Origin of the sequence: Sulfitobacter sp. SK011, from assembly GCF_003352065.1 — a bacterium.
Classification (GTDB): domain Bacteria; phylum Pseudomonadota; class Alphaproteobacteria; order Rhodobacterales; family Rhodobacteraceae; genus Sulfitobacter.
Genome location: NZ_CP025803.1, coordinates 608582 through 632436, shown reverse-complemented (window position 1 = coordinate 632436; position 23855 = coordinate 608582). Strand labels below are relative to the sequence as shown.

The 23855-nt window shown below is 57.3% G+C and carries 17 protein-coding genes; 14 read left to right on the top strand and 3 right to left on the bottom strand.

The genetic code is table 11. The features are described 5' to 3' along the window. The first annotated feature begins 50 nt into the window (after positions 1–50). The 4 genes from C1J02_RS02995 to C1J02_RS02980 all read left to right on the top strand — a co-directional run bounded on the left by C1J02_RS02995 (position 51) and on the right by C1J02_RS02980 (position 5132). Complete coding sequence (locus C1J02_RS02995) at positions 51–1625, top strand: inorganic phosphate transporter (protein ID WP_114877088.1); 1575 nt, start codon at positions 51–53, stop codon at positions 1623–1625. Positions 1626–1638: 13 nt separating this feature from the next. After that, the gene (locus tag C1J02_RS02990) at positions 1639–3471 is read left to right on the top strand and encodes a Na/Pi cotransporter family protein (protein ID WP_114877087.1); all 1833 of its coding nucleotides are present in this window, start codon (positions 1639–1641) and stop codon (positions 3469–3471) included. A gap of 65 nt (positions 3472–3536) precedes the next feature. Continuing rightward, positions 3537–3788, top strand: coding sequence for a hypothetical protein (locus C1J02_RS02985; protein WP_114877086.1), 252 nt, complete (start codon positions 3537–3539; stop codon positions 3786–3788). A gap of 471 nt (positions 3789–4259) precedes the next feature. Further along, on the top strand, positions 4260–5132 hold the full coding sequence (locus C1J02_RS02980) for a formylglycine-generating enzyme family protein (RefSeq protein WP_254693190.1): 873 nt from the start codon (positions 4260–4262) through the stop codon (positions 5130–5132). A gap of 4 nt (positions 5133–5136) precedes the next feature. On the opposite strand, the gene C1J02_RS02975 is transcribed toward C1J02_RS02980, so the two are convergent. Continuing rightward, entirely contained in the window at positions 5137–6273 is a 1137-nt protein-coding gene (locus tag C1J02_RS02975; RefSeq protein WP_254693189.1) for a mandelate racemase/muconate lactonizing enzyme family protein, read from the bottom strand. Continuing rightward, positions 6270–6998, bottom strand: coding sequence for a GntR family transcriptional regulator (locus C1J02_RS02970; protein WP_114877084.1), 729 nt, complete (start codon positions 6996–6998; stop codon positions 6270–6272). The genes C1J02_RS02975 and C1J02_RS02970 overlap by 4 nt, the downstream gene beginning before the upstream one ends. A gap of 105 nt (positions 6999–7103) precedes the next feature. Here C1J02_RS02970 and C1J02_RS02965 point away from each other — a divergent pair, with 105 nt between their 5' ends. The 7 genes from C1J02_RS02965 (at position 7104) to betC (C1J02_RS02935) (ending at position 17596) form a co-directional block, all read left to right on the top strand. Then, positions 7104–8735, top strand: a complete 1632-nt coding sequence (locus C1J02_RS02965) for a GMC family oxidoreductase (protein WP_114877083.1) — start codon at positions 7104–7106, stop codon at positions 8733–8735. After that, the gene (locus tag C1J02_RS02960) at positions 8725–10113 is read left to right on the top strand and encodes an aldehyde dehydrogenase (RefSeq protein ID WP_114877082.1); all 1389 of its coding nucleotides are present in this window, start codon (positions 8725–8727) and stop codon (positions 10111–10113) included. Before C1J02_RS02965 ends, C1J02_RS02960 begins: the two co-directional genes overlap by 11 nt. Before the next feature lie 4 nt (positions 10114–10117). Beyond that, positions 10118–11740: a choline-sulfatase gene (gene betC, locus C1J02_RS02955; RefSeq protein ID WP_254693188.1), complete on the top strand. Its 1623-nt coding sequence runs from the start codon at positions 10118–10120 to the stop codon at positions 11738–11740. Between the two features lie 126 nt (positions 11741–11866). Further along, a complete protein-coding gene (locus C1J02_RS02950; RefSeq protein WP_162798214.1) occupies positions 11867–13066 on the top strand; it encodes an ROK family protein in 1200 nt (399 codons plus the stop codon). After that, positions 13059–15002, top strand: coding sequence for a TRAP transporter fused permease subunit (locus C1J02_RS02945; protein WP_162798213.1), 1944 nt, complete (start codon positions 13059–13061; stop codon positions 15000–15002). Before C1J02_RS02950 ends, C1J02_RS02945 begins: the two co-directional genes overlap by 8 nt. Next, on the top strand, positions 14999–15970 hold the full coding sequence (locus C1J02_RS02940; protein WP_114877079.1) for a TAXI family TRAP transporter solute-binding subunit: 972 nt from the start codon (positions 14999–15001) through the stop codon (positions 15968–15970). The genes C1J02_RS02945 and C1J02_RS02940 overlap by 4 nt, the downstream gene beginning before the upstream one ends. 63 nt (positions 15971–16033) lie before the next feature. Next, a complete protein-coding gene (betC, locus tag C1J02_RS02935; RefSeq protein ID WP_114877078.1) occupies positions 16034–17596 on the top strand; it encodes a choline-sulfatase in 1563 nt (520 codons plus the stop codon). A 347-nt stretch (positions 17597–17943) separates the two neighbouring features. Here the strand turns inward: betC (C1J02_RS02935) and C1J02_RS02930 are convergent, their stop codons facing one another. Next, the gene (locus C1J02_RS02930) at positions 17944–18402 is read right to left on the bottom strand and encodes an Lrp/AsnC family transcriptional regulator (RefSeq protein ID WP_114880335.1); all 459 of its coding nucleotides are present in this window, start codon (positions 18400–18402) and stop codon (positions 17944–17946) included. Positions 18403–18514: 112 nt separating this feature from the next. Here C1J02_RS02930 and C1J02_RS02925 point away from each other — a divergent pair, with 112 nt between their 5' ends. From C1J02_RS02925 to yghU, 3 genes are all read left to right on the top strand, one after another. Next, positions 18515–19720 (top strand): methionine gamma-lyase, encoded by a 1206-nt coding sequence (locus tag C1J02_RS02925; protein ID WP_114877077.1) that lies wholly within the window; start codon positions 18515–18517, stop codon positions 19718–19720. An 11-nt stretch (positions 19721–19731) separates the two neighbouring features. Next, positions 19732–22107 (top strand): 1-deoxy-D-xylulose-5-phosphate synthase N-terminal domain-containing protein, encoded by a 2376-nt coding sequence (locus tag C1J02_RS02920; protein WP_114877076.1) that lies wholly within the window; start codon positions 19732–19734, stop codon positions 22105–22107. An 878-nt stretch (positions 22108–22985) separates the two neighbouring features. Beyond that, positions 22986–23855, top strand: a complete 870-nt coding sequence (gene yghU / locus C1J02_RS02910; RefSeq protein ID WP_114877075.1) for a glutathione-dependent disulfide-bond oxidoreductase — start codon at positions 22986–22988, stop codon at positions 23853–23855.

Here is a 23855-nt window from a genome sequence, read left to right as displayed (position 1 = left end):
GAGCGTGCTGGGTTGTTTTGCGCGGACTGCAGATACCGGGGGGGTAATCAATGAAGATCAAGGACTATTTAAAGATCGAAAGTGCGACTGATTTAAGCCGTACAGAAGTGGGGCGTTTGGGCACCGCGATATTGTTTGTCGTTGGCGTGATGGTCTATGCGGGATCGAAATTTGCCCATGTTGAACAATCGTATTTGCTGGTCGCTGCCGCAGTAATCGGTGCCTATATGGCCATCAACATTGGGGCCAACGACGTTGCCAACAATGTCGGGCCCGCGGTTGGTTCTTTTGCGCTGACATTGACCGGGGCGATCATCATCGCTGCGATTTTCGAAGCAGCGGGGGCAATCATTGCCGGCGGCGATGTGGTCAGTACAGTCAAGAAGGGCATTATCAATCCGGCCGATGTTGCCGACCCGCAAGTCTTTGTCTGGGTTATGATGGGTGCCCTGACCGGGGCGGCAATCTGGCTTAACGCCGCCACATGGCTTGGCGCGCCGGTGTCCACAACGCACTCAATCGTGGGCGGTGTCATGGGTGCAGGCATCGCGGCGGCTGGATGGGATATTGTAAACTGGGACGCGATGGCAAAAATTGCGGCAAGCTGGGTCATTTCGCCTGTCACCGGCGGTATCATTGCCGCGTTGTTCTTGTATTTTCTAAAGCGGACAATTTTTTTCAAGTCCGAGCCTGTGGAATCGGCGCGCAAAGTCGTGCCGTTCATGATCGGTATCATGACATGGGCGTTTGCCACATACATTGCGCTGAAAGGTATCGCGAAACTCGTCAAGATTGACTTCACCAATGCTATTTTGATCGGTCTGGTTGCCGGTCTGCTTGCCATCGTCATCGTTCGTCCGCTGATTAACAATGTGGCTCCAAATCTGGAAAACAACCGCGAAGGGGTGAACCAGCTTTTCACTATCCCGCTGATCATCTCAGCGGCCCTGCTCAGCTTTGCGCATGGTGCCAATGATGTCGCCAACGCTGTTGGTCCTCTCGCCGGTATTGTCGATGCCCTAACCGCCGGTGAGGGCGGCGCGTCAAAAGTCGCGATCCCGCTTTGGGTCATGGTTATCGGCGCGATGGGCATCTCGGTGGGTCTGGCGCTGTTCGGGCCCAAGCTGATCCGCACTGTCGGTTCGGAAATTACCGAGCTCGACCGCAGTCGCGCCTTTTGTATTGCGCTGTCGGCCGCGATCACCGTGATCATTGCGAGCCACCTCAAATTGCCGGTCAGCTCGACCCACGTCGCACTTGGGGCGGTGTTCGGGGTTGGCTTCCTGCGCGAGTTCCTTGAGTTGCGGCTGGGTAGGGTCGTCGAAGATGTTCTGGCTCAGCACAAAGGCGAGCCAAACTTTGAGCAGGCCGAAAAGGTGCTGATGGATTTTCAGAACGCACCACCCGAAGACAAACAGCGCATTCTGAAGGAACTTCAGAGAATGGGGTCGGAGGCCGTCATTGATGCCGCTCAGAGAAAGGAACTGCAAAAGGCATTGAAACGGCAACTGGTCAAGCGCTCATCGCTGTTCAAGATCGTGTCGGCATGGATCATCACTGTTCCGGTGTCGGCGGTTCTGGCCGCCATGTTCTATTTCGTCTTACGCGGGATGATGTTGCCGTAGGGGGTCACAGGTGATGTTCAAAAGACTGCTTTTGCCTGTCATCCTGTTGGTGCTTACCCTGGGGTTTTGGGCCAGTTCCGACTTTCAGGAGATTGCCGCAGGCGTGGCCATCTTTCTTTTCGGCATGTTGATGCTTGAAGACGGGTTTAAGCTTTTCAGTGGCGGATTTCTTGAACGTGCGCTGGAGAAAGCAACCGGGTCGATCGCAAAATCTGTGGGCTTTGGCGTTGTGTCTACAACGATCATGCAATCAAGCTCTCTGGTCTCGGTGATCACGATCTCGTTCCTCAGTGCGGGTCTGATCTCACTTTTGGCAGGGGTCGGCATCATATTCGGTGCCAATATCGGAACAACGACCGGAGCCTGGCTGGTTGCCGGTTTCGGGATGAAGGTCAACATCTCGGCCTATGCCTTGCCGATGCTGGCGATTGCGATCGTTTTGGTGTTTCAAAAATCGAAATACCTGCGCGGTGCCGGCTATGTTCTGGCGGGGCTTGGCTTTTTGTTCCTGGGCATTCACCACATGAAGGAGGGCTTTGAGGCCTTCAAAGACCAGTTCGATCTGACCCGTTTTGCGTTGACCGGGCTGCTTGGGCTTGTCGTATATACGCTTGTGGGGGCCACGGCGACCGTTGTCATGCAGTCAAGCCATGCCACGATGGTGCTGATCATCACAGCACTGGCCGCCGGGCAGATCAGCTATGAAAACGCAATCGCGCTGGCAATCGGTGCCAACATCGGCACCACCGTCACCGCGATCATTGGCGCTTTTACCGCGAATTTTCAGGGTAAACGGCTGGCGCTGGCACATCTTATCTTCAACCTTGTCACTGCAGGCGTGGCGCTGATTTTCATCAGCCAAATTCGTTTGGCGGTAGATTACATAAGTGCAGGCGTCGGTATTCCAGACACCGATTACGCGCTGAAATTGGCCGTGTTCCACTCAATCTTTAATGTGCTGGGCGTCGCTTTGATCCTTCCACTCATTCATCAGTTGATCGCATTCCTTGAATTCGCCATTGCACAACCAAAGGAAGACCTAAGCCAGCCGAAATATCTTAACGAAGCGGTAGACGAGTTTCCGCAAACTTTTCGGACAGCGATGCGCCGGGAAGTTCAGCACCTTTATGACAATGCAATCGAATTGATCACCCATGGTCTCAACCTGCACCGAAGCGCTTTGTTTGAAACCAACGATATCGCTGCAACTGTCGCGGCCAGCCGTGCATCCTTTGAATTCGATATCGGTGAACGCTATGAAAAACGGGTCAAGACACTTTATTCCGCGATCATCGAATTTGCGACACGGGTCGGGGCCAAGGACATGCCCGAGGATGTCATGCAAGACATTTACACCATGCGAGATGTTGCCGGGCGTATCGTCAGGGCCGTGAAAGCGGTCAAACACCTGCGGCGCAACGCCACCCATTACACGGTGCGCAAGCAAGGTGTGATCACGGACCTCTACAATGACTTGCGTACAGAGATCGCCCGCATCCTCGTGGAAATCCGCAAGCTTGAGCTGGCGGACCCAGAACACCGATCAAGCCTTTGGCTGGATCAGGAACGCATTCAGGTCGAAAAGGACGAACAGGAAACCAACAGCAAGATCGACAGGCTAATCCGCGCCCGAAAGATCGACGCTAAGATGGCAACTTCATTCCTGAACGATTCAAATTACGCCTACAGCGCCATGCGCGATCTTCTGGGCGCGGCGCGGGCCTATTACATCGAAACCGAAGACGCGATGGCAGAGGTCGAACGCATCTTGGAAGTAGAGGACGATGAATTGAGCGATCTGGTGGCTGCTGCTCCATCGGCGACTGTAAAGCGGCGGAGATTGTGATGCACACAGATGTAACATCGCTGCTTCAATGTGGCGGTATGTTGATCTGACAACGGGAGACTAAAATGGGACTCGAGAAAATCGGCGAGAAACTGGACAGATACTTCAACCGTCTGGAACAGGGAAAAGCGGCCAAGATAAAACCCAACCATGTGGAGAAAGTGATTTCAAAGCTTCGTGCAAAGCAAAAGCTGCTCCAAGAGGAGCTAGGAAGTGCGGAAAAGCCATCGAAAAAGACCCGTCTTGAAAGCAAGCTCGCGACCGTTAGCGAACAAATTGAGCGTGCAGAGTGGCTGTTAGAAAAGATCGTTGATTAAGTCTCTCACGACAAAGCCGGTCATTCCTTTGGGCGAGGCCTATGCCCTCCTTCGAAACAACAGAGGCCGTAGCGTGATCATGGAATGTTACTGGCACGGGCACTTTCGCGGGGCCAAGATCGCGCCAATCATCTTTGGTCATTAGACTTCGTATCTGATGCCTTTGCAGGCGGTCCGCTGGTTCTGCCACCTGTTTGTCTCGGGATCTTCGAATCTGTTACTTGGGACCCGGACGCATGTTCGATGTTTTCAGGTAGTTTAATCAAAATCAGTCCGATACAATTTCGGCGCAGCGTTTGTTTCTTATCTACTGCCCATACGACTGCCCCTTCCCTTTCACCAGATTTGGGAGCGGAAAGCCGAAGGTTCATTTCAGAAGTCTGCCGTGGGGTGTTGATGCCAACTGTCAAACGAGAAACGAAAAAGACCTGCTGCACACCGGCGAGGGGCGGATCGCTCGGGCATCCACAATTGGACTTTAAAGCTGGCGGAAGCCACGGCAGTACAGAGACCGTAGTTGTCCCAGCCGGATCGGCCATCGTCGGCACCGGCGCGCCGCAGATCCCGGACGACGGAGAAGGACCGCTGCGCAGGGTCGCGGTCAAATCCTTCCGCATCGCGGTCACCGCCGTCACCAATACTGAGTTCCGCGCTTTCGTCGAGAATACCGGCTATATCACCGAGGCAGAGCGCTTTGGCTGGTCTTTCGTGTTCTGGAGCCAGGTCCCCCATAGCGTCGGCCCTACCCAAGCGGTCAGCGAGGTTGAATGGTGGCGAAGGGTCGATGGTGCCTGCTGGTTCGCCCCAAACGGTCCCAACACCGAAGACGATTGTCTGCCGGATCATCCTGCTGTTCACATCTCGTGGCATGATGCCCGCGCCTATGCGGCCTGGGTCGGCGGACGGCTTCCGACCGAAGTAGAATGGGAACACGCCGCCCGTGCCGGTCAGGGTGACGTCAGGTTCCCCTGGGGCGATGACGAGCCGAATGACACCACGTTCACCCCCTGTAACATCTGGCAGGGTGATTTTCCAAAAGTGAACAGCGCCACGGATGGGTATGTCACAACGGCACCTGTTCGGTCGTTTGAGCCAAACCCCTGGGGGCTCTATAATCTTGCAGGCAATGTATGGGAGTGGACCGCGGATCCTTACCGCGTCAAGTCGCTGAAACGCTCAGTCAAGGCGCGGCTGGCTGGGATGAAGGGGTATAAACTATCAAAGGGCGGATCGTTTCTTTGTCACCGCAGCTATTGCTATCGATACCGCATCGCCGCACGCTCGGGCTCATCGCCGGACAGTTCGACAACGCATCACGGCTTCCGCGTGGTCTGGTCGGTCTGAGCGCCTAGCGGATCTCGGCGAAAAGAGTCTCGAACTGCGCCAGCCCCTCGGGGATGTCGTGAATGCCAAGCCCCGGCCTGTCAGAACACTGCCACATGCCGTCCGACACAGGCTCACCGCCCTCAAAGAGCATCGAACGGAGCGGGTTTTCATTAACGTCGACCTCCAAAAGGCCGTCGCCGCCAGCACCTGCGAGCAGCTCTGCCGATGCGGCCATTCCGATGCCTGCGCCAAGGAAATGCGGGAAATAGCGGCGAGAGTTGGCAAGCGCATTCCGCGCCACCGCAAGATTGCCGGTGACGCCGCCCCATTTCGCAACGTCCGGCTGGATCACAGACAGAACGCCTGCCTTAATCGCGTTGTCAAAGTCGGCTTCCCCGATGATGTTCTCTCCGCCTGCCAGCGGGATGGTTGCGTGATCCGCGAGGGTCCGCCAGTCTGCGGCATCGTTGAAAACCGGCAGCGGTTCCTCAAGCCAATGCAGTGGTACGCCCGCAATGCCCGAAAGAAATTCCTTGGCTTGTTGCAGGGACCAGGCTTGATTGGCGTCGCAGGCGATCAGTTCATTCTGCGCCAGATCCGCCTCAACCCTGTGCACTGCGGCGATGTCGGCGTCCATGTCAAAGCCGACCTTCAACTTGAAACGCTGGTGCCCGTCAGCGCGTGCACGCGGCATCAGGTCATCAGCCGCTGAAATCTGGATGCCACTGGCATAGGCTGGAACGCTGTCGGCCGCATCCTTGCGGATCAGACGGCGCAGCGGCAGCCCTTCGCGTCGCGCGGCCATGTCCCAAAGCGCGATGTCCAGCCCGGCGATCACTTGCGCAAAAGGTCCGACCTCGCCGCATTGGACGGCGCGGATGCGGGTCTGTGCGTCGAGCTTGTGAAAGAAGTCGGTTGGTGAAGCGAAGGGCACGCCGAGCACCAGATGGGCTACATCCATTTCCAGCAGGCGCACCCGATGCTCTGCCCCTGCAGCGGGCCAGTTGGCCCAGATCTCACCCCAGCCAAAAGCACCATCGCGATCCTCGATACGTACCAACACAGCCGGGCGGTCATGCATGACGCCGAAAGATGTGGCGACGGGCTTTTTCGTCGGGCTGCGGAAGGCCCATGCCTGAATGCGGGTAATTTCGATCATGCAAGCAGGTCCATTTCCAGTCGCACATAATCACTGCGATAGGTAACGTCGGCGACGTAAATGATCTGATCCTGAGCATCGCAGATCACCCGCCGGACTTCGACCACCGGGTCGCCAACCGCAAGGCCCAACAGGCCCGCGGTGCCATAATCGCACTTGCCAATAGTGAGCGACTGGCGCGCGCGGGCAATATCGATGTCGCCTGAATCAACCAGCACCGGCAAGGCAAGCTGGGTCCTGAACTCAGCTTCGTGGCGGGCAAAGACATCCTTTTCGAAGTAGATCGAGATGACACAATAGGTCTCGCCATTGCGCGTATGGGTGCGCCGCAACAGGTGATAGCCACGCTCTGACACCGTGCCGATCACCAGCTCGCCCGTCACATCCGCGTCCCGATCTTCCAAAAGGTCGAGCGCCGGTTTGTCACCGCGATAGAGATCAGCCAGGTTTGAGAGGCGTGTGCCAAGATGCAACCTGTCCCGCGATGGTGGGGGCGGCAGAACCGTTGTACCACGTCCGCGCCGCGATTCCAGCAGGCCCTCTTCCTCAAGGATTTTCACGGCTTGCCGCACAGTGATCTTTGCCACCGAATATTGTGCCGAAAGAGCTGAAATTGTTGGCAAAAGTTCACCTGCAGTCCAAACGCCCCGATCCAGATCCTGCCTCAGGATCTCGGCGATCTGAAGGTAAAGCGGGGAGCGGCTTTGCCGGAGCGTGTCTGTCATAGCGGCGGTCGTCCATATTAGTTCTAAAGTCCTATATATAGATTTTTTGTTGCATCACCAGAGCTTTTGAATTAATTCCATTATTAGAACTTTTGGGGTGGATGCGTGGCGGGCTTTGATTACATCATTGTCGGATCGGGAACGGCAGGGTCGACATTGGCCGCCCGATTGTCTGAAAACGACGCAGCGCGCGTTCTGGTCCTGGAGGGCGGTGGTGCTGATCGCGGTTTCTGGCTGAAACTGCCGGTTGGCTACTACAAATCCATCTACGACAAACGCGTCTCGCACCTTTATCGCGGCGACCCGGACCCCGGCATCATGGGGCGACAAATGGATTGCCCGCGCGGACGCGTTGTCGGCGGGTCAAGTTCAATCAATGGTCTGATCTATATTCGTGGACAACACGCGGATTTCGACGATTGGGCCTCGCTTGGCGCGGATGGATGGTCGTTCAACGATGTGCTGCCACACTTTCGCGCGGTCGAGACCTATGCCGGCCCGCCCTCGCAACTGCGCGGCGCACATGGGCCTTTGCAAATCTCGGACTTACGCAACGACAACCGCGCCTGCAAGGACTGGATGCAAGCGGCCAAGGGTCACGGTCTGCCGCAGAACGACGACTTTAACGGTGAAAGCGCGCATGGCGTCGGCGCGTATCAATTGACACTGCGGGGCAAGTGGCGCGACAGCGCGGCGACGGCCTTTCTGCATCCCGCATTGCAGCGCCCGAACCTGACGCTGGAAACCCATGCCCACGTTACCCAGATCCTTTTTGATGGCACGCGCGCAACCGGCGTCCGCTATATCAAGGACGGCCAGACGCACGAGGTTCATGCCGATTGCGAAGTGATCCTGTGTGGTGGGTCCGTCCAGTCGCCGCAGCTTCTGCAGCTGTCCGGGATCGGACCGGCGGAGCTGCTGCGTGACCACGGCATCGCGGTGCGCCACGACGCGCCTGAGGTGGGCGAGAACCTTCAGGACCACCTGCAGATGCGCACCATTGTCGAGCTGGACGCGCGCGGTGCCTCTCTTAACGATCACATGCGAAACCCCATCAGCATGGCAAAAATGGGGTTGGAGTGGCTGTTGCAGTCGCGCGGACCACTGACCGTCGGTGCAGGCCAGGTTGGGGGTGCGGCCTGCACAAAGTACGCCGAAGGTGGTCGCCCCGATCTGCAACTATTCGTCATGCCATTGTCCGTCGACAAACCCGGCAAGCCGCTGCATCGTTTTTCCGGCTTCACGACCTCGTTCTGGCAGTGCCACCCGGAAAGCCGTGGCTCGATCCGAATCACCACGACCGATCCTTTTGCCGATCCGAGCATTTGCACGAATTATCTGTCAGCTGAGAAAGACCAGAAGGTCATCGTCGAAGGTGTCAGGCTGGTCCGCGCACTCTACAACCGCCCCGAATTTCGCCATCGCTGGCGGCGCGAGGTGATCCCCGGTGCCGAGCATCAAAGCGACGCCGAGGTGCTGGCCGCCGTGCGTCAGATGGCCGGAACGGTTTATCATCTGGTAGGCACCTGCCGCATGGGGTCGGATACGCGCGCTGTTGTGGACCCTCAGTTGCGGGTCAATGGCGTTGAGGGGCTGCGCGTCGTTGATGCCTCGGTCATGCCCAAAATCACGTCGGCCAACACAAACGCCCCCACTTTCATGATCGCCGAAAAGGCTGCCGCGATGATCCGCGATGCCGTCTCAGGTGCAAGACAGGACAACACCCATGCCCATTGAAATCCGCAACCCCGCCGCCCCGGACCAGATCGTGGCAAGTTATAATGAAATGCCCATGGACGCTCTGGACGACTGTGTTGGCCAAGCGCGTCAGGCTCAGGTTGACTGGGCAAAGAAACCACAACCGGAGCGCGGTGCGCTGGTCGCCAGATACGTTGATGCGCTGGAGGCCCGCACCGAGGACATCGCCTTGTCCATCACCCGGGAAATGGGCAAGCCCATGGCCGAGGCGCGGGGCGAGGTCGGCAAGGCAATCGGCGAAGCGCGGGCCTGTATTGGCCGGGCCAGCGCACCGATTGGCGAGGTGTTTCCGTCGCAGATCCCCGGCACCGTCGCCTATTCGACACGCCGCCCGCGTGGCGTGATCCTTGGCATCAATCCCTGGAACTTCCCGTTCAGCACACCGATGCGCAAGGCAATCCCTGGCCTGATTTACGGCAACGCAATCTTGCTTAAACCTGCGTCTTTGACACCCGGCGCCATCGCCCTGATGGCCGAGATCGCCACCGGGATCCTGCCTGCGAAACTTGTGCAGGCCGTGATCGGCGGCGGCGCTTTGGGACATGCCCTAACCGAGCACAAGGGCGTCGATGCCGTCAGCTTTACCGGATCGGTCGACGTCGGCAAACGGGTTGCCATCGCGGCGGCGGAACATCTGGCGGAAGTGTCGCTTGAACTTGGCGGCAAGAACCCCGCTATCGTGAATGACGCCAGCGATCTGGACGCCGCACTTGATCAGATCATGGCGTCGGCCTTCGCGGTATGTGGCCAGAGGTGTACCGCGGTCAGCCGTGTCATCGTGCACCGCGCGCTGGAGGCGGACGTCGTCGCAGGACTGACACGGCGCGCAAACACCATGGAGCCAATGGACGGCACGGCAGAGGGTGCGAAAATTGGCCCGCTGTCCAGCGCACAGCAGCTTGAGGATGTGGACGGCTTTGTCGCACGCGCCAGGTCCGAGGGCGCGACAGTCGCGGCAGGCGGTCACATGCTCGACACACCCTCAGGCGGGTATTTCTATGCGCCGACCATTCTTTCCGGCGTCACGCGCGACATGGAGGTTGCTCGCGACGAGGTCTTTGGCCCGGTCCTGTCGGTGATCGCTTATGACACGGTGGACGAAGCTATGAGCATTGCCAATGATATCGCTTTTGGTCTGTCGTCCTGTCTGTACTCGGAACGCACAGACGTGGTGGAACGCTTTGTCGCCGAAAGCGAAAGCGGGATGATTCATGTGAACGCGGGCAGCTTTCCAGAAAACCACCTGCCTTTTGTGGGCGTCAAGAACAGTGCCATGGGCGTCGGCGGATCGAACGGCCCGTCGACCATCCAGTTCTATACCACCGAGCACACAGTCTATCGTCGGGCAAAGGTGTAACGCCGTGAGCGAAAAGCCGAACATCCTGATGATCATGGCCGATCAGCTGGCCCCGCAAGCCTTGTCGTTCTATGGCAACACGGTCTGCAAGACGCCGCATCTTGATCGGTTGGCAGCCGACAGCGTGGTGTTCGACAATGCCTATTGCAACCATCCGGTTTGCGTGCCCTCGCGTGCCTCGATGATGTCGGGGCGGCTGACGCCCGCGATAGAGGTTTGGGACAACGCCTGCGCCTTGGCCTCCGGCCAACCAACACTGGCGCACCATCTGCGTCATCTGGGCTATCACACTGTTCTATCAGGAAAGATGCACTTCATCGGACCCGATCAACTGCACGGGTTTGAAGAGCGCACGGTGACGGATGTGTACCCCTCAGGCTTTGACTGGGTTGCCGATTGGGAGGCCGGACCGGTCTTTGTGCCATCGGCCACAGGATTGAACGGTGTCGTCGATGCCGGACCCGCCGCACGCACCCTGCAGGAAGATTTTGATGAAGAAGTCGCGCACGCTGCGGTGCAGACCATCTATGATCTGGCAAGGCGCGGTAAAGATGCGGGCCCGTGGTTTCAGATTGCATCCTTCACCAGCCCGCACACACCGTTCGTTGCAGACCAGAAATACTGGGACCGCTACGATCCGGATGACATTGATCTGCCAAAGGTCGGCACCCTGCCCTTCGACAATCTGGATTACGCGTCCCGCGCGCTGTTCTTCGCCCACGGGCGACACCGGCACCGGGTGACAGAAGATGACCTGCGTCGTGCACGCCACGGATATTACGCCATGATATCGTTCATTGACGAAAAGGTCGGTGAGATCCTCGCGGCTTTGAAGGCCAGCGGACAAGCCGACAACACAGTCGTCCTCTTCTGCGCGGATCATGGCGAGATGCTGGGCGAGCGCGGCATGTGGTTCAAACAAAGCTTTTATGAATGGTCCGCGCGGGTGCCTTTGATGGTGTCCGCACCCCGTAAATACGCGCCCAGACGGGTCAATGATTGTGTGTCGCTGGTTGATCTGTTGCCAACGCTTGTGGGCATCGGGGGCGGCGAGGTGAGCTTGCCATGCGATGGTGAAAGCCTTGAACCTGCTTTGACCGGGGGCGCGACCCGCGATCTGGTGATCGCTGACTACTACGGCATCGGGCCTTGTGTGCCCTACCGCATGGTCCGTCAGGGACGGTTCAAGCTGATTTATACCCACAACCACCCGGACCTGTTGTTCGATCTCAAGGCGGATCCGGACGAATTGCAAACCCTTGCGGACGATCCGACCCATGATGAGACGTTGCAGCGGCTGAAATCCATCCTGCTGGACGGATGGGACCCCGAGGACATCGACCAACAGATTCGCACCAGCCAAGCCGAAAGGCTGTTTCTGAAAACAACGCCCGGCACGCCCGAGGTCTGGGATTTCGTCGCGCGCATTGGCGACGAGGCGCGTTATGTGCGACGTGGATCGGGCGGCGTGGACGGGACCAAGGCCAATCGCCGTTTGCCCAAAGTGGAACCGATCGAAGCGCATTTTCCTGAGCTTTCTCAAGAAGATGTGGCCGCGATTATTGCCGGCCGCGTGCCACTGCCAAGCTACCTTTCAGAAGACGGGCACGATGTTGGCAACTCCTGAAATACGCCCCTGTGGGCGAGAAATGATTGACAGAATCAATTTATCACAATTACAAACTAACAGATGGTTAATAAAGAATCCTCCAGCGCCACCCCCGCCAGTCTCCGCCGCACACACCGGGGCCTTATGTTAAGCCGCATACAGGCAGAACCGGGTGTGTCCCGCGCCGAATTGGCACGACGCTTTGGCTTTTCCGAGATGGCCGCAACGCGGATCGCGCGGGATTTGCTTGGTGCTGAGATCATCGAGGAATTCGATCTGCCCGACGAAGACACCGGCAAGCAACGCCGTCTTGGACGTCCGCGCAAGGGCCTGCGGATTAATCCGCAAGGGGTCTTTGCGGCTGGAATAACTGTCTCGGCCTATTTTTCGGAAGTGTCGATCTGCGATGCGAACGGGCAGACGATTGCCCGAAGGGAGGTCAACAACAGCTCTTTTGAAGACGCCGCCGAAACTGCCCGCCTCTACTCAAATGCACTGAACGCCCTGATCAAAGATACGGACATCGACATCAGCCGGATCGTTGGTGTCGGCGTCGCCCTGTCCGCCAAAACCTCGCCAGATCGGAGCGAAATTGTCCGATCGGAATATTTTGGCTGGGAAAACGATGGCGGACAGTTCTGGGAAGAAGTGCGCCGCAACACCGGCCTTCCCGTCGTGATCGAGAACATCGCCAACGCGCTTGCGCTTTCGGAAATGCGGTTCGGCGCGGCCCGCGGCATTTCGGAATTCGCATTGGCCCATGTTGCGACCTTTGCAGGCGTAGGAGCCGTTTCGGAAGGGCGCGTTGTGCGTGGCGCTTCTGGTGACGCCGGGCGCATTGGTCACTTCCGCTCGCACCAAAAGCCGTTGCGCTGCACGTGTGGACGAGACGACTGTCTGAACCTTTCCGCAACGGGGTTCGGTGTGCTGGCGAAGTTGGGCAAACTGGACCATGACACATTTGATCGCTCGAAGCTTCCGGTTTATGCGACATCGCTTCTGGCAGTGATCGATGACGACGCGAACACCCCGTACCTGCAAGTAGCAGGGGCGGGACTGGCCGAGGCCTTGGATCCGGTGGCCAAGATCCTGGCACCTGAGCTGATCATCCTGAGCGGAATTCTTGGATCAAGCACCGCATACTTTGAAGGTGCCAAGCAAAGACTGACGGCCGCTTACGGCTATGGCCCAAACAACAGCTTCCAACTGGTGAAAGGCGAGGTTTCTCCTGCGGAGGCCGCAGCACTTCTGGCGCTGCATACGTTCTGTTATTCGGACAGGCTCGATTTCGAACGCCTGAACGACAGTGCATCAAATCATGACAAAGGTGCAGCCTATGCTTAGCGCATTGCCAGACAGGTTTTTCGACTGGACCATCGGCATCGTGTCTTTGCTGCTGGTCAGCCTGACGCTTTACACCGCGTATTTCGGTGTTTTTCCGGACGGGCTTCAGCGCAGTGCTCATCTGCTTCTGGTGATGGCGCTGGTGTATGTGGCGGCCCTGCGTACGTCATTGAATGACAAAGGGGCAAGCAGCCCGTCGCGGACCCTGCAAACGCTTTGGATAGTGGTTGTTCTGACTGCGGGCATTATCGCGACCGGACATCACATCTTCAATTTTGACGCCATCAACGACCGTTGGGGCGAAATCACCGGGCTTGAGATCATCTTTGCCGTTATTCTGGTGATCGCGCTGTTTGATGCATGCCGCCGGACCATTGGCTGGCCCATCGTGATCCTGGCGGCGATCTTCATCGCCTATGGGCTGCTTGGGTCTTATCTGCCTGACGGCCTGGCGCATCGGGGCTATTCCCTAAAACGGGTGACCGCGCAACTTTATCTGGGCGGCGGTGGTATCTTCGGTACACCTTTGGGTGTCAGCGCCACTTTTGTCACCGGGGTCGTTGTGTTGGGTGCGCTTTTGGAAAAGACCGGCGCGGGACAGGTGCTGATGGACTTTGCCACTGGGCTGACGGGCAGGATGCGCGCCGGGCCGGCAAAAGCCGCCGTCGTCGGATCCAGCCTGATGGGGATGATCTCGGGCACTGCCGTGGCCAATGTGTTGACCACCGGTCCGATCTCGATCCCACTGATGCGTAAAAGCGGATATCGCAAGGAAGCCGCCGGAGCCATCGAAGCTGTCGCCTCCACCGGTGGGCAGTTGATGCCGCCCGTCATGGGTGCCGCTGCATTCATCATGGCCGAGTTTACCTCGACATCCTACCTGACCATCGCCAAAGCGGCCTTTCTGCCCGCGGTGATCTTCTATGCGGTCCTGCTGGCGATGGTGCATTTCGAAGCAGTCAAACGGAACATTCCCCTACTGCGCGACGCAGATTCGATCACCGATTGGCAATCCATTTTAAGACGGTCCTACCTGTTGGCACCGCTGCCGGTCTTTGTCGGCATGCTGCTGAACGGCTATTCGATCATGCTGTCATCCTTCTGGGCCGTGGCGGCATCGGTGATCGTCAGTTTCTTCAGCCGGGCATCGGCACAAACACCGCGCCGAATGGTCGAGACTGCAGTTGCGGCGGCCAATGCTGTTATCCCTGTGGCGCTGGCTTGTGCTGCGGCAGGGTGCATTATCGGGATTATCACACTCACCGGCGTCGGCCTGAAATTTTCGACCCTCGTCGTACTGCTGTCTGGCGGGCATCTTCCGCTGGCATTGGTGCTGACCATGCTTACCTGCCTGATCCTTGGGATGGGTCTGCCCACGGCAGCGGCCTACATCCTTGTGGCGACGTTGGTCGCACCTGCGCTTGTTGATCTGGGCGTCGGGCTTCTGGCGGCACATCTTTTCGTGCTCTATTCCGCGATGTTGTCCTCAATCACGCCTCCTGTCGCGCTCGCGGCCTACGCGGCGGCTTCGATCTCGCAGGGTAATCCGCTAAAGATCGCTGTGCTGGCTTGCCAGTTCGGCATGGGTGCCTTCGCGGTGCCCTATTTCTTCGTCTATGATCCCGCCCTTCTGGGGATAGACGTCACTTGGGTCCAAGTCGTATTGTCATTCCTCACCGCAATTGCCGGCGGCGTATGCGCCAGCATCGCGATGATGGGCGTATTCGCCTACCGCCTCAGTATCATTGAACGGCTTGGCTTTGCCTTGGCAGCCTTGTTGTTCGTAAGCTCGGACTGGCGATTAGACGCTTTGGCGGTGCTGGTCGCAGTAGGACTGATCGTCTGGCACATGCGCAAGGGCACAGCTCACACAACAAAAACAACAGAAATCGGATCAGAACCGGTCAATTTAACTTCAAAGGGAGATATCCAATGAAATATACGCTTAGAAACACCCTGCTTGCGGCGGCCACAGTTCTTGCACCGGTCGCGGCCCACGCCGAATTCCTGTCCATCGGGTCCTGCCCGGTCGGCTGTACGGCCTACACGTGGTCGGCTGGCATCGCCGATGTCATCAACAAGAACGTCGACGGCATTGAAGCCACGGCGGAGGAGACCAAAGGCTACGTCGCCAACATCAAACTACTGCAGGATGGTGAGATCGAGGCGTCGATGGCAACCTCGCTGTCCTCTTACGAAGCTTGGGCGGCGACGGGGCCATATGAAGGCACCGAGCCCGGCAAGATCCTGTCCTGGATGTCCATCGCACCGGTTGGAATGCATATCATCGCCCTAGAAGGCGGCCCGATCAATTCGGTCGAGGATCTGAAAGGCAAGCGGGTCGGCATGGGTCAGCCAGGTGGTGTGTCGATGCTGGACGCAAATGCGCTGATGGGTATGGTCGCGGGCGAGGACTTCGAAGCCTTCCGCGTGCGTCTTGGCGACATGGTGGACATGCTGAGCGACGGCAACATCGACGCGGCGCTTTGGAACGGCTCTTTCCCGCTGCCGCCGGTAATCAAACTGTCCGCGCAGCGCGACATGAAGCTGATCCCGATCTCCGACGCGTTTTTCGCCGATCTCAACGCCAAGTATCCACCCTATTTCCGGCTCACAATCCCCGGTGGCACCTATGAAGACGTGCCGGGTGAAACGCCCAGCTACGGACTTGCCAACGGGTTGGTGATCTCGGCGGATGTGTCCGAGGATCGCGTTTACGAGATGACCAAGGCGATTTTTGAAAACCTCGACATGTTGGCCGGCGTGCATCCTGCCTTTGGCCGGGTGTCAAAGGAAACTGTCTTGAACGGGTTTGGTGCCCCACTGCACCCCGGCGCGCTGAAATACTACCGTGAGATCGGTGTGCCCGGCATCGAGGAATTCGTGACCCGCACCAGCGGATAATTCACCCCTCCCAACTCCGCCCGGGCCTGCGTTCGGGCGGAGACACTTGCGCAAGGAAATCCCATGACACGCCCCAACATCCTCGTAATTCAAGCCGACCAGATGACCGCACTTTGCCTTTCCGCTTACGGCAAGCCCTATGCGATCACACCGAACATCGACAAATTGGCTGCGAATGGGACGACCTTTGCCAACAGCTATTGCAACAACCCGGTCTGCGGCCCCTCGCGCGCCTCGATGATGACCGGGCGGCTGCCCTCGGATGTCGGCGTTTTCGACAACGGGGCCGAGTTTCTGCCGTCTGAACCGACCTATGCCCATTACCTGCGGAAACTTGGCTACAAGACAACGCTTTCGGGCAAGATGCATTTTGTCGGGCCGGACCAACTGCACGGGTTCGAGGAACGCCTGACCACCGATATCTATCCGTCCGATTTTGCCTGGACGATGGACTGGGACAAAACGGATGAGGCCTATGCCCCCTCGGTCATGAGCCTGCTCAGCGTGGTTGAATCCGGTTCTTGCGAACGGAACCTGCAACTGGACTACGACGAAGAGGTGTTCATCGCAGCCCGTAAAGAGCTTTATGATCACGCGCGATCCACCGACGACCGCCCGTTCATGCTGCACGTCTCATTCACACAACCGCACAATCCGTTCGTCGCAGGCCGCAAATACTGGGACATGTACGAAGGCCGTGACATCCCCGAACCCGAAGTGCCCTTTATCCCCTACGAGGAGCGGGACCCCTGGTCGCAGCGCTATTTCATGACCATCCGGCAGGACGAATTCGACATCACACCGGAACAGCTGCACAATTCACGCCGCGCCTATTTCGCCATGGTTACCCATATTGACGAACTCGTCGGCGGGCTGATCGAAACGCTGGAAAGCATTGGGCAATTGGACAATACGTATGTTTTCCTGATCTCGGATCACGGCGAAATGCTGGGTGAACGTGGCATGTGGTTCAAATTCAATCCCTATGAGGCCTCGCTACGTGTGCCGATGATCATGCAAGGCCCCGGCGTCAAGGCCGGTCATCGCGAGGAGGCGCTGGCCTCGCTCGTTGATCTGATGCCGACATTCACCGATATCGCCAGCGGCGGCAGCTTCGATAGTTATGTCGCGCCTCACGATGGACGCAGCCTGCTGGACCGACCGGAACGCAACGGCCCTGATGACCGCGTTTTCATCGAATCCACCGGCGAAAGCCTTTATGGCCCTGCGTTCATCATGATCGAAGGGGCGAAAAAACTGGTCTACACGCGTACCGATCCCAAGATGTTCTTTGACACGGAAGCTGACCCACTGGAGCTGACCAACCTTGCGGACGCGCCTGAGCATCAAGCTCAGATCGAACGCATGTTCGCTGCCATGATGGAGCGGTGGGACGAGGCGGACCTGGAAGTGCGGATACGCAACTCGCAGAAAAAACGCATGTTCGTTCATGACGCCATGAAGCACGGCCGCTTCCCGACCTGGGACTTCGGACCCGATTATGATCCCGGCAAAGTTTATGTCCGTGGCGGCACCGACCCCAGCACAACCGCAACCAAGCAACGCGGACGTTTCCCTTATGTGCCAGTCACACCGCCGCAGTTTCCCCGCGACGCGAAGAAGTGAAGCTCTATGCCGGCGGGCCACTTGAACCCGCCCGAATAGCTGCTTGTACTTACTACGCGGCGCTATGCCGGCGGGGTCGTCCTCATAGCCACACAGTACCAGTGCGCGGTCTATGGCGTCCAGATCGCCTTTGAGGGCGTTTGCGACCTTCACAGCGGCCTTGTGCTGGCCTGCGATTTCACCGCGCTTTCTGATAAGTCCGTGAAAGGTTTTCCGCATACCGCATTATGGGTTCGCGTGGGCAGATTGTTCAGCTAGATTGTTGGTGCGTTTGATACATAAGGCCGGTCTTTCACTTCGACTGCGCCAATGTCTGCTAATCAACTCTTGTTAACTGCCAACCAACATTACCTGATAGTTGGAAACACGTTTGTTTTCTTAACGACACCATAGACAAAACTGCTGTCGATGGATGCGATACTGCCAATAGAATGCAGCTTTCGACGTACGAAATTTTCGTAATCTGCAAGATCGACCACAACCACGCGAAGCAAGTAGTCCGATACGCCAGTCATGACAAAGCATTCCAGAACCTGATCTACGCGCGCGATGTCTGCTTCAAATTGCTTGACCTTAGCCTCTGTGTGGCTTTCCAGTTTGATATGAACAAATACAGTGACCGGTAGCCCATAGGCATCCGCATCAATGTTGGCACTGTAACCCGTGATCACTCCGCTTTGTTCCAGCAGCTTGAGCCGCCTAAGACAGGGAGAAGGAGACAGGTTTACCTCTGCCGCCAAGTCTTGATTCGTCATGCGACCATTTCGCTGCAGCGCTCGGATGATCTGTTGATCTTTATTGTCTATTTTTTTCATTTATTAGCATATAGTGCCAATATATATACCATTCAAAGCATAATTTAAAATCTTCTGCTGTCCTATTGCAATATTATGATCCCTGAAACCAGGGAGCCATCCAATGCGCAATCGTCCAGACAGCTTTTCCACACGTGCCATCCACCATGGTTATGACCCGATGGAGAACGAAGGCGCTTTGACGCCGCCGTTGCATCTGACATCAACCTTTGCCTTTGAGACGGCAGAAGCGGGCGGAGAGATGTTTGCCGGGGATCGCGCAGGGCATATCTATTCGCGGATTTCCAACCCAACATGTGATTTACTGGAACGCCGCATCGCAGTGCTGGAGGGGGCCGAGGCCGGATTGGCGCTGGCGTCGGGGATGGGGGCGATCACCGCGACCATGTGGACATTGCTAGCCCCCGGAGACGAGGTGATCCTGGATAAAACCCTCTATGGCTGCACGTTTTCGTTCATGCAGCACGGGTTGGCGAAATTCGGAGTCACTGTGACCCATGTCGACTTGACGACGCCGGAAAACCTGACAGCCGCGATCAGCGACAAGACCAAGGTGGTGTATTTTGAAACACCCGCGAACCCCAATATGCGGCTGGTGGATATTCGGGCCGTGTCCGATATCGCACATGCGCAGGGGGCCCTTGTTGTTGTCGATAACACCTATGCGACACCCTATCTGACCCAGCCAATCACACATGGCGCAGATATTGTGCTGCACTCGGCCACCAAATATCTGGGGGGCCATGGCGATGTTGTTGCGGGGCTGCTGGTTGGTTCTGCCGAACTGGTATCGGAAATTCGCCTCTATGGCATGAAGGATATGACGGGTGCCGTGATGGCACCGTTTAATGCGATGTTGATCCTGCGGGGCCTGAAAACGTTGGAACTGCGTATGGATCGGCACTGCTCCAGTGCCGCGACTATTGCTGAGATGCTGGAGCAGTCACATGGCGTGCAAAAAGTCTGGTATCCGGGGTTAACCAGTTTTGAGCAGCATGACGTGGCCCAAAGACAGATGGCGCAGTTTGGTGGCATGATTGCGTTTGAGCTGGAGGGCGGTCTGGAGGCGGGGCGCGCGATGATGAATAGGTTGCAACTGATCACCCGCGCTGTGTCACTGGGCGATGCGGAAACGCTGGTGCAGCACCCGGCCAGCATGACCCATTCCACCTACACTCCCGAAGAACGCGCCCTGCACGGCATCAGCGAAGGGCTGGTACGCCTGTCCATCGGGCTCGAGGGGATTGATGACGTGATTTACGATTTGGAACAAGCTTTGCCCAAACCGCAAACCCGTAACGCTGCATAAGGAAATTCGACATGTCCGAAGACCTCAAAGCCATCGAACAGCGTTTGCTGTGGCTGTCGCATTGGATGATCCACCACGCCAACCACATTCGGCCTAAGGCCGATGGCATCAAGGTGGGTGGGCATCAGGCGTCTTCGGCGTCGATGGTGTCGATCATGACGGCGCTTTATTTCTCGGCGCTCAAGCCCGAGGACCGGGTGGCGGTCAAACCGCATGCCTCGCCCATATTTCACGCCATCCAATACCTGATGGGCAACCAAACGCGCGAGAAGATGGAGAATTTCCGCGGTTTTGGCGGGGTGCAAAGCTATCCCAGCCGCACCAAGGACGTGGATGACGTGGATTTTTCGACCGGCTCGGTGGGGCTGGGCGTGGCGATCACGTCCTTTGCGTCCATCGTGCAGGACTACATTGGCGCGAAAGACTGGGGCAAAGGCGCGCCGATGGGGCGGATGATTGCGCTGGTAGGCGACGCCGAACTGGACGAAGGCAACATCTATGAGGCCCTGCAGGAAGGCTGGAAGAACGATCTGCGCAATTGTTGGTGGGTGATCGACTACAACCGCCAATCGCTGGACGGGATCGTGCGCGAGGGGCTGTTCCAGCGTGTTGAGCAGATCTTTGACGCCTTCGGCTGGGACGTTGTGCGGGTCAAATACGGTGTACTGCAGCGGGCGGCCTTTGCTGAGCCCGGTGGTGACAAGCTGCGTAAGTGGATTGATGCTTGTCCCAATCAGCTCTATTCCGCGCTGACCTTCATGGGCGGGGCCGTGTGGCGGCAACGTCTGATGGATGCTTTGGGCGATCAGGGTGATGTGACCGCCCTGATCGAGGCGCGCAGCGATAAAGAGCTGGCCGCTTTGATGGAAAACCTTGGTGGCAACTGCGTCGAGACCATGGCCGAAACGTTTGCGTCGATTGATCATGACCGCCCGGTTTGTTTTCTGGCCTATACGATCAAGGGCTGGGGCACGCCGATTGCAGGCCACAAGGACAATCACGGAGGCCTGATGAACAAGACCCAGATGGCCGAATGGCAGAAATACATGGGTGTGGCCGAGGGCGATGAGTGGGAGAAATTTGCCACTATCGCAGATCCCGCAGCCTTTGAGGACATGCTGAACAACACGCCGTTCTTCTCCAAAGGCCGCCGTCGTTACACGGATGATATTATTGATGTTCCGGCGATTGCCTTGTCCTCGGATCGAGAAATCTCTACCCAGATGGCGTTTGGCAAGATCCTGGATGATCTTTCCAAGGGCGACTCTGTGCTGGCGCAGCGCATCGTCACCACCTCGCCCGATGTGACCGGAACAACCAACCTTGGCCCGTGGGTCAACCGGCGCAAGCTGTTTGCGCGTGCCCATCAGGAAGATACGTTCAAGGCGGAAAACATTCCCTCCACGGCGAAATGGGAGTTTACGCCCGAGGGTCAGCATATCGAATTGGGCATCGCCGAGATGAACCTCTTTCTGCTGCTTGGCGCGGCAGGGTTGTCGCATTCGGTATTTGGCAAAAGACTGATCCCCATCGGTACGGTCTATGATCCGTTTGTGTCGCGTGGCCTCGATGCGCTGAACTATGCCTGCTATCAGGATGCGCGCTTCATGATCGTGGGCACGCCATCGGGTGTGACGCTGGCCCCTGAAGGTGGCGCGCATCAATCCATCGCCTCGCCGCTGATCGGGATGAGCCAGGACGGGCTGGCGGCGTTTGAGCCTGCCTTTGCTGATGAACTCGCATTGATCATGGAATGGGCCTTCGACTATCTGCAACGTGATGGCGAGGGCGACCCGGATGAACGCACCTGGCTGCGCGATGAAACCGGCGGCTCGGTCTATCTGCGACTGACCACCAACCCGATTGAGCAGCCCGGCAAGCGCCATGACGATGCCTTTCGCCAAGGGGCCATTGATGGCGCGTATTGGTTGCGCAAGCCGGGGCCGAACTGCGAGATCGTGATTGCTTATCAGGGTGCTGTGGCTCAGGAAGCTATCAAGGCGGCAGGGCAGATCGCCCAAGGCCGCCGCGACGTTGGCGTTCTGGCCGTGACATCTGCAGACCGATTAAATGCTGGCTGGACGGCGGCGCAACGGGCACGTGCAAACGGCATTCAAGATGCTAAGTCACATATCGAAACGCTGCTGGCAGATGTGGCGCGCAATTGCGCCCTGATCACGGTGATTGATGGTCACCCGGCGACGCTGTCTTGGCTGGGGGCTGTTCACGGACATCAGACTATCCCGCACGGCGTCGAACATTTTGGCCAGACCGGAACCATCGCCGAGCTGTATCGTCATTTCCGAATTAACGCATCTGCATTGGTACAATCCGCCAGTGAGCTGTCACATGGTCGAAAAATTCCCCGGATCGCGGCTGTAGGATAGCAAGAGCAGACATTGGTTCACGGCGCAGAATCTGTCAGATTGGGTTCTTTGCGGTCATCCGACTGTTTTACTCAGATGACCACTTCATCAAGTCAAGCAGGCATTGCAAGCCATCGTTCGAAAACTCTCACTTGGACGACGGCTTCTACCAGCACCGGACGCTCAACAAAAACTGCCGGATGACCGGATTGCGGACGAAGCTGCCATTGCGCGACGTTCCTTGCGACTGATACACGTCAGTCGAAATCAATCAAATAGACCATTAGATGGCACAGAAAGAAAGCCTCTATCCAAGAGCGGTTTCGCCTGAGAAGGTCGGGACTTATCCCGCTTCCGCGAAAGCAGGCGGTGGCTATGTTTGGGATGAGGTCCTAGAATAGCAAGTATGGTGCAGCCCACGTCTTGAGGCGAATGATTTGGAATGCGGCTCGGACTACTACTACAGCTTTGAAAATTATGAAGAGGCTCTTGAGTATTCACGTAATCTGGAGGGTGCAAAGGCTCCATTGGCATTGATCCTAAAACGTGAATATCTGGATGAATCTTCGCCGGGTGAATACATTCACGTAAAGGCCGAAAGGGTCACAGAGTGGCCGGCTGAATTTCTGGGTCGACCTAAGAGAACCGATGACACCATCCCAAATTTCTTAGCGCCGGATGCTCCTGAAAACCGACTCGAAATCCTACGGGGAGAAGAGGCTGCAGGAGAGTGATTTGGCCTCACAGCAGCCATCTTCCCACAATATTGGGCACTAGGTACATCTCACTGGCCCGTCTGCCTGCATCCTCCCATCACAAACCCCTGATCCCTCTGGCCCTTGCACCCGCTTCAGGCCAACATATGTCCAACCGATCACCCCAAATGAAGCGAGGCCCATATGACCGATATCTACACACCGCCCAAAGTCTGGACATGGGAGGCCGAAAGTGGCGGTCAATTCGCCAGCATCAACCGCCCCATCGCCGGGGCCACGCATGACAAAGACCTGCCCGTCGGCAAACATCCACTACAGCTTTACTCACTGGCCACCCCGAATGGCGTCAAGGTCACTGTCATGCTTGAGGAATTGCTGGCCGCTGGTCACCCCGGTGCCGAATACGATGCGTGGCTGATCAAGATTGGGGACGGTGATCAATTTGGATCGGGATTTGTCGATGTGAACCCCAATTCAAAGATACCCGCGTTGATGGACCATTCCGGTGACACACCTCAACGGGTTTTCGAATCCGGGGCGATCCTGCTCTATCTGGCTGAAAAATTTGGGGCGTTCCTGCCTTCGGACCCGGCCCAACGGACCGAGGCGCTGTCATGGCTGTTCTGGCAGATGGGCAGCGCCCCATATCTGGGCGGTGGATTTGGCCATTTCTACGCCTATGCTCCTGAAAAATATGAATATCCGATCAACCGGTTTTCCATGGAAACCAAGCGGCAGCTGGACGTGCTGGACCGCCATTTGGCCGATAATGAATATCTTGCAGGCCCATATTCCATTGCCGATATCGCCATCTGGTCGTGGTACGGGCAACTTGTGCTGGGCCGGCTTTATTCAGCGGCTGAGTTTCTCGACGTGACTTCTTACAAGAACGTGTTGCGGTGGGCCGAGGCGATTGATGCACGTCCCGCCGTGAAACGGGGCCGCATGGTTAACCGGACCTTTGGCGATGACCTCTCGATGCAGTTGCACGAGCGTCATGATGCCAAGGACTTTGAGATCAATACCCAAGACAAAATTGCGCCACAAGAATAA

Bases quoted from the DNA above. Each gene is read 5' to 3' on its own strand.
- C1J02_RS02995 (WP_114877088.1), top strand. From the start codon at position 51: ATGAAGATCAAGGACTATTTAAAGATCGAAAGTGCGACTGATTTAAGC.
- C1J02_RS02990 (WP_114877087.1), top strand. From the start codon at position 1,639: ATGTTCAAAAGACTGCTTTTGCCTGTCATCCTGTTGGTGCTTACCCTG.
- C1J02_RS02985 (WP_114877086.1), top strand. From the start codon at position 3,537: ATGGGACTCGAGAAAATCGGCGAGAAACTGGACAGATACTTCAACCGT.
- C1J02_RS02975 (WP_254693189.1), bottom strand. From the start codon at position 6,273: ATGATCGAAATTACCCGCATTCAGGCATGGGCCTTCCGCAGCCCGACG.
- C1J02_RS02970 (WP_114877084.1), bottom strand. From the start codon at position 6,998: ATGACAGACACGCTCCGGCAAAGCCGCTCCCCGCTTTACCTTCAGATC.
- C1J02_RS02960 (WP_114877082.1), top strand. From the start codon at position 8,725: ATGCCCATTGAAATCCGCAACCCCGCCGCCCCGGACCAGATCGTGGCA.
- C1J02_RS02950 (WP_162798214.1), top strand. From the start codon at position 11,867: ATGTTAAGCCGCATACAGGCAGAACCGGGTGTGTCCCGCGCCGAATTG.
- C1J02_RS02945 (WP_162798213.1), top strand. From the start codon at position 13,059: ATGCTTAGCGCATTGCCAGACAGGTTTTTCGACTGGACCATCGGCATC.
- C1J02_RS02940 (WP_114877079.1), top strand. From the start codon at position 14,999: ATGAAATATACGCTTAGAAACACCCTGCTTGCGGCGGCCACAGTTCTT.
- betC (WP_114877078.1), top strand. From the start codon at position 16,034: ATGACACGCCCCAACATCCTCGTAATTCAAGCCGACCAGATGACCGCA.
- C1J02_RS02925 (WP_114877077.1), top strand. From the start codon at position 18,515: ATGCGCAATCGTCCAGACAGCTTTTCCACACGTGCCATCCACCATGGT.
- C1J02_RS02920 (WP_114877076.1), top strand. From the start codon at position 19,732: ATGTCCGAAGACCTCAAAGCCATCGAACAGCGTTTGCTGTGGCTGTCG.
- yghU (WP_114877075.1), top strand. From the start codon at position 22,986: ATGACCGATATCTACACACCGCCCAAAGTCTGGACATGGGAGGCCGAA.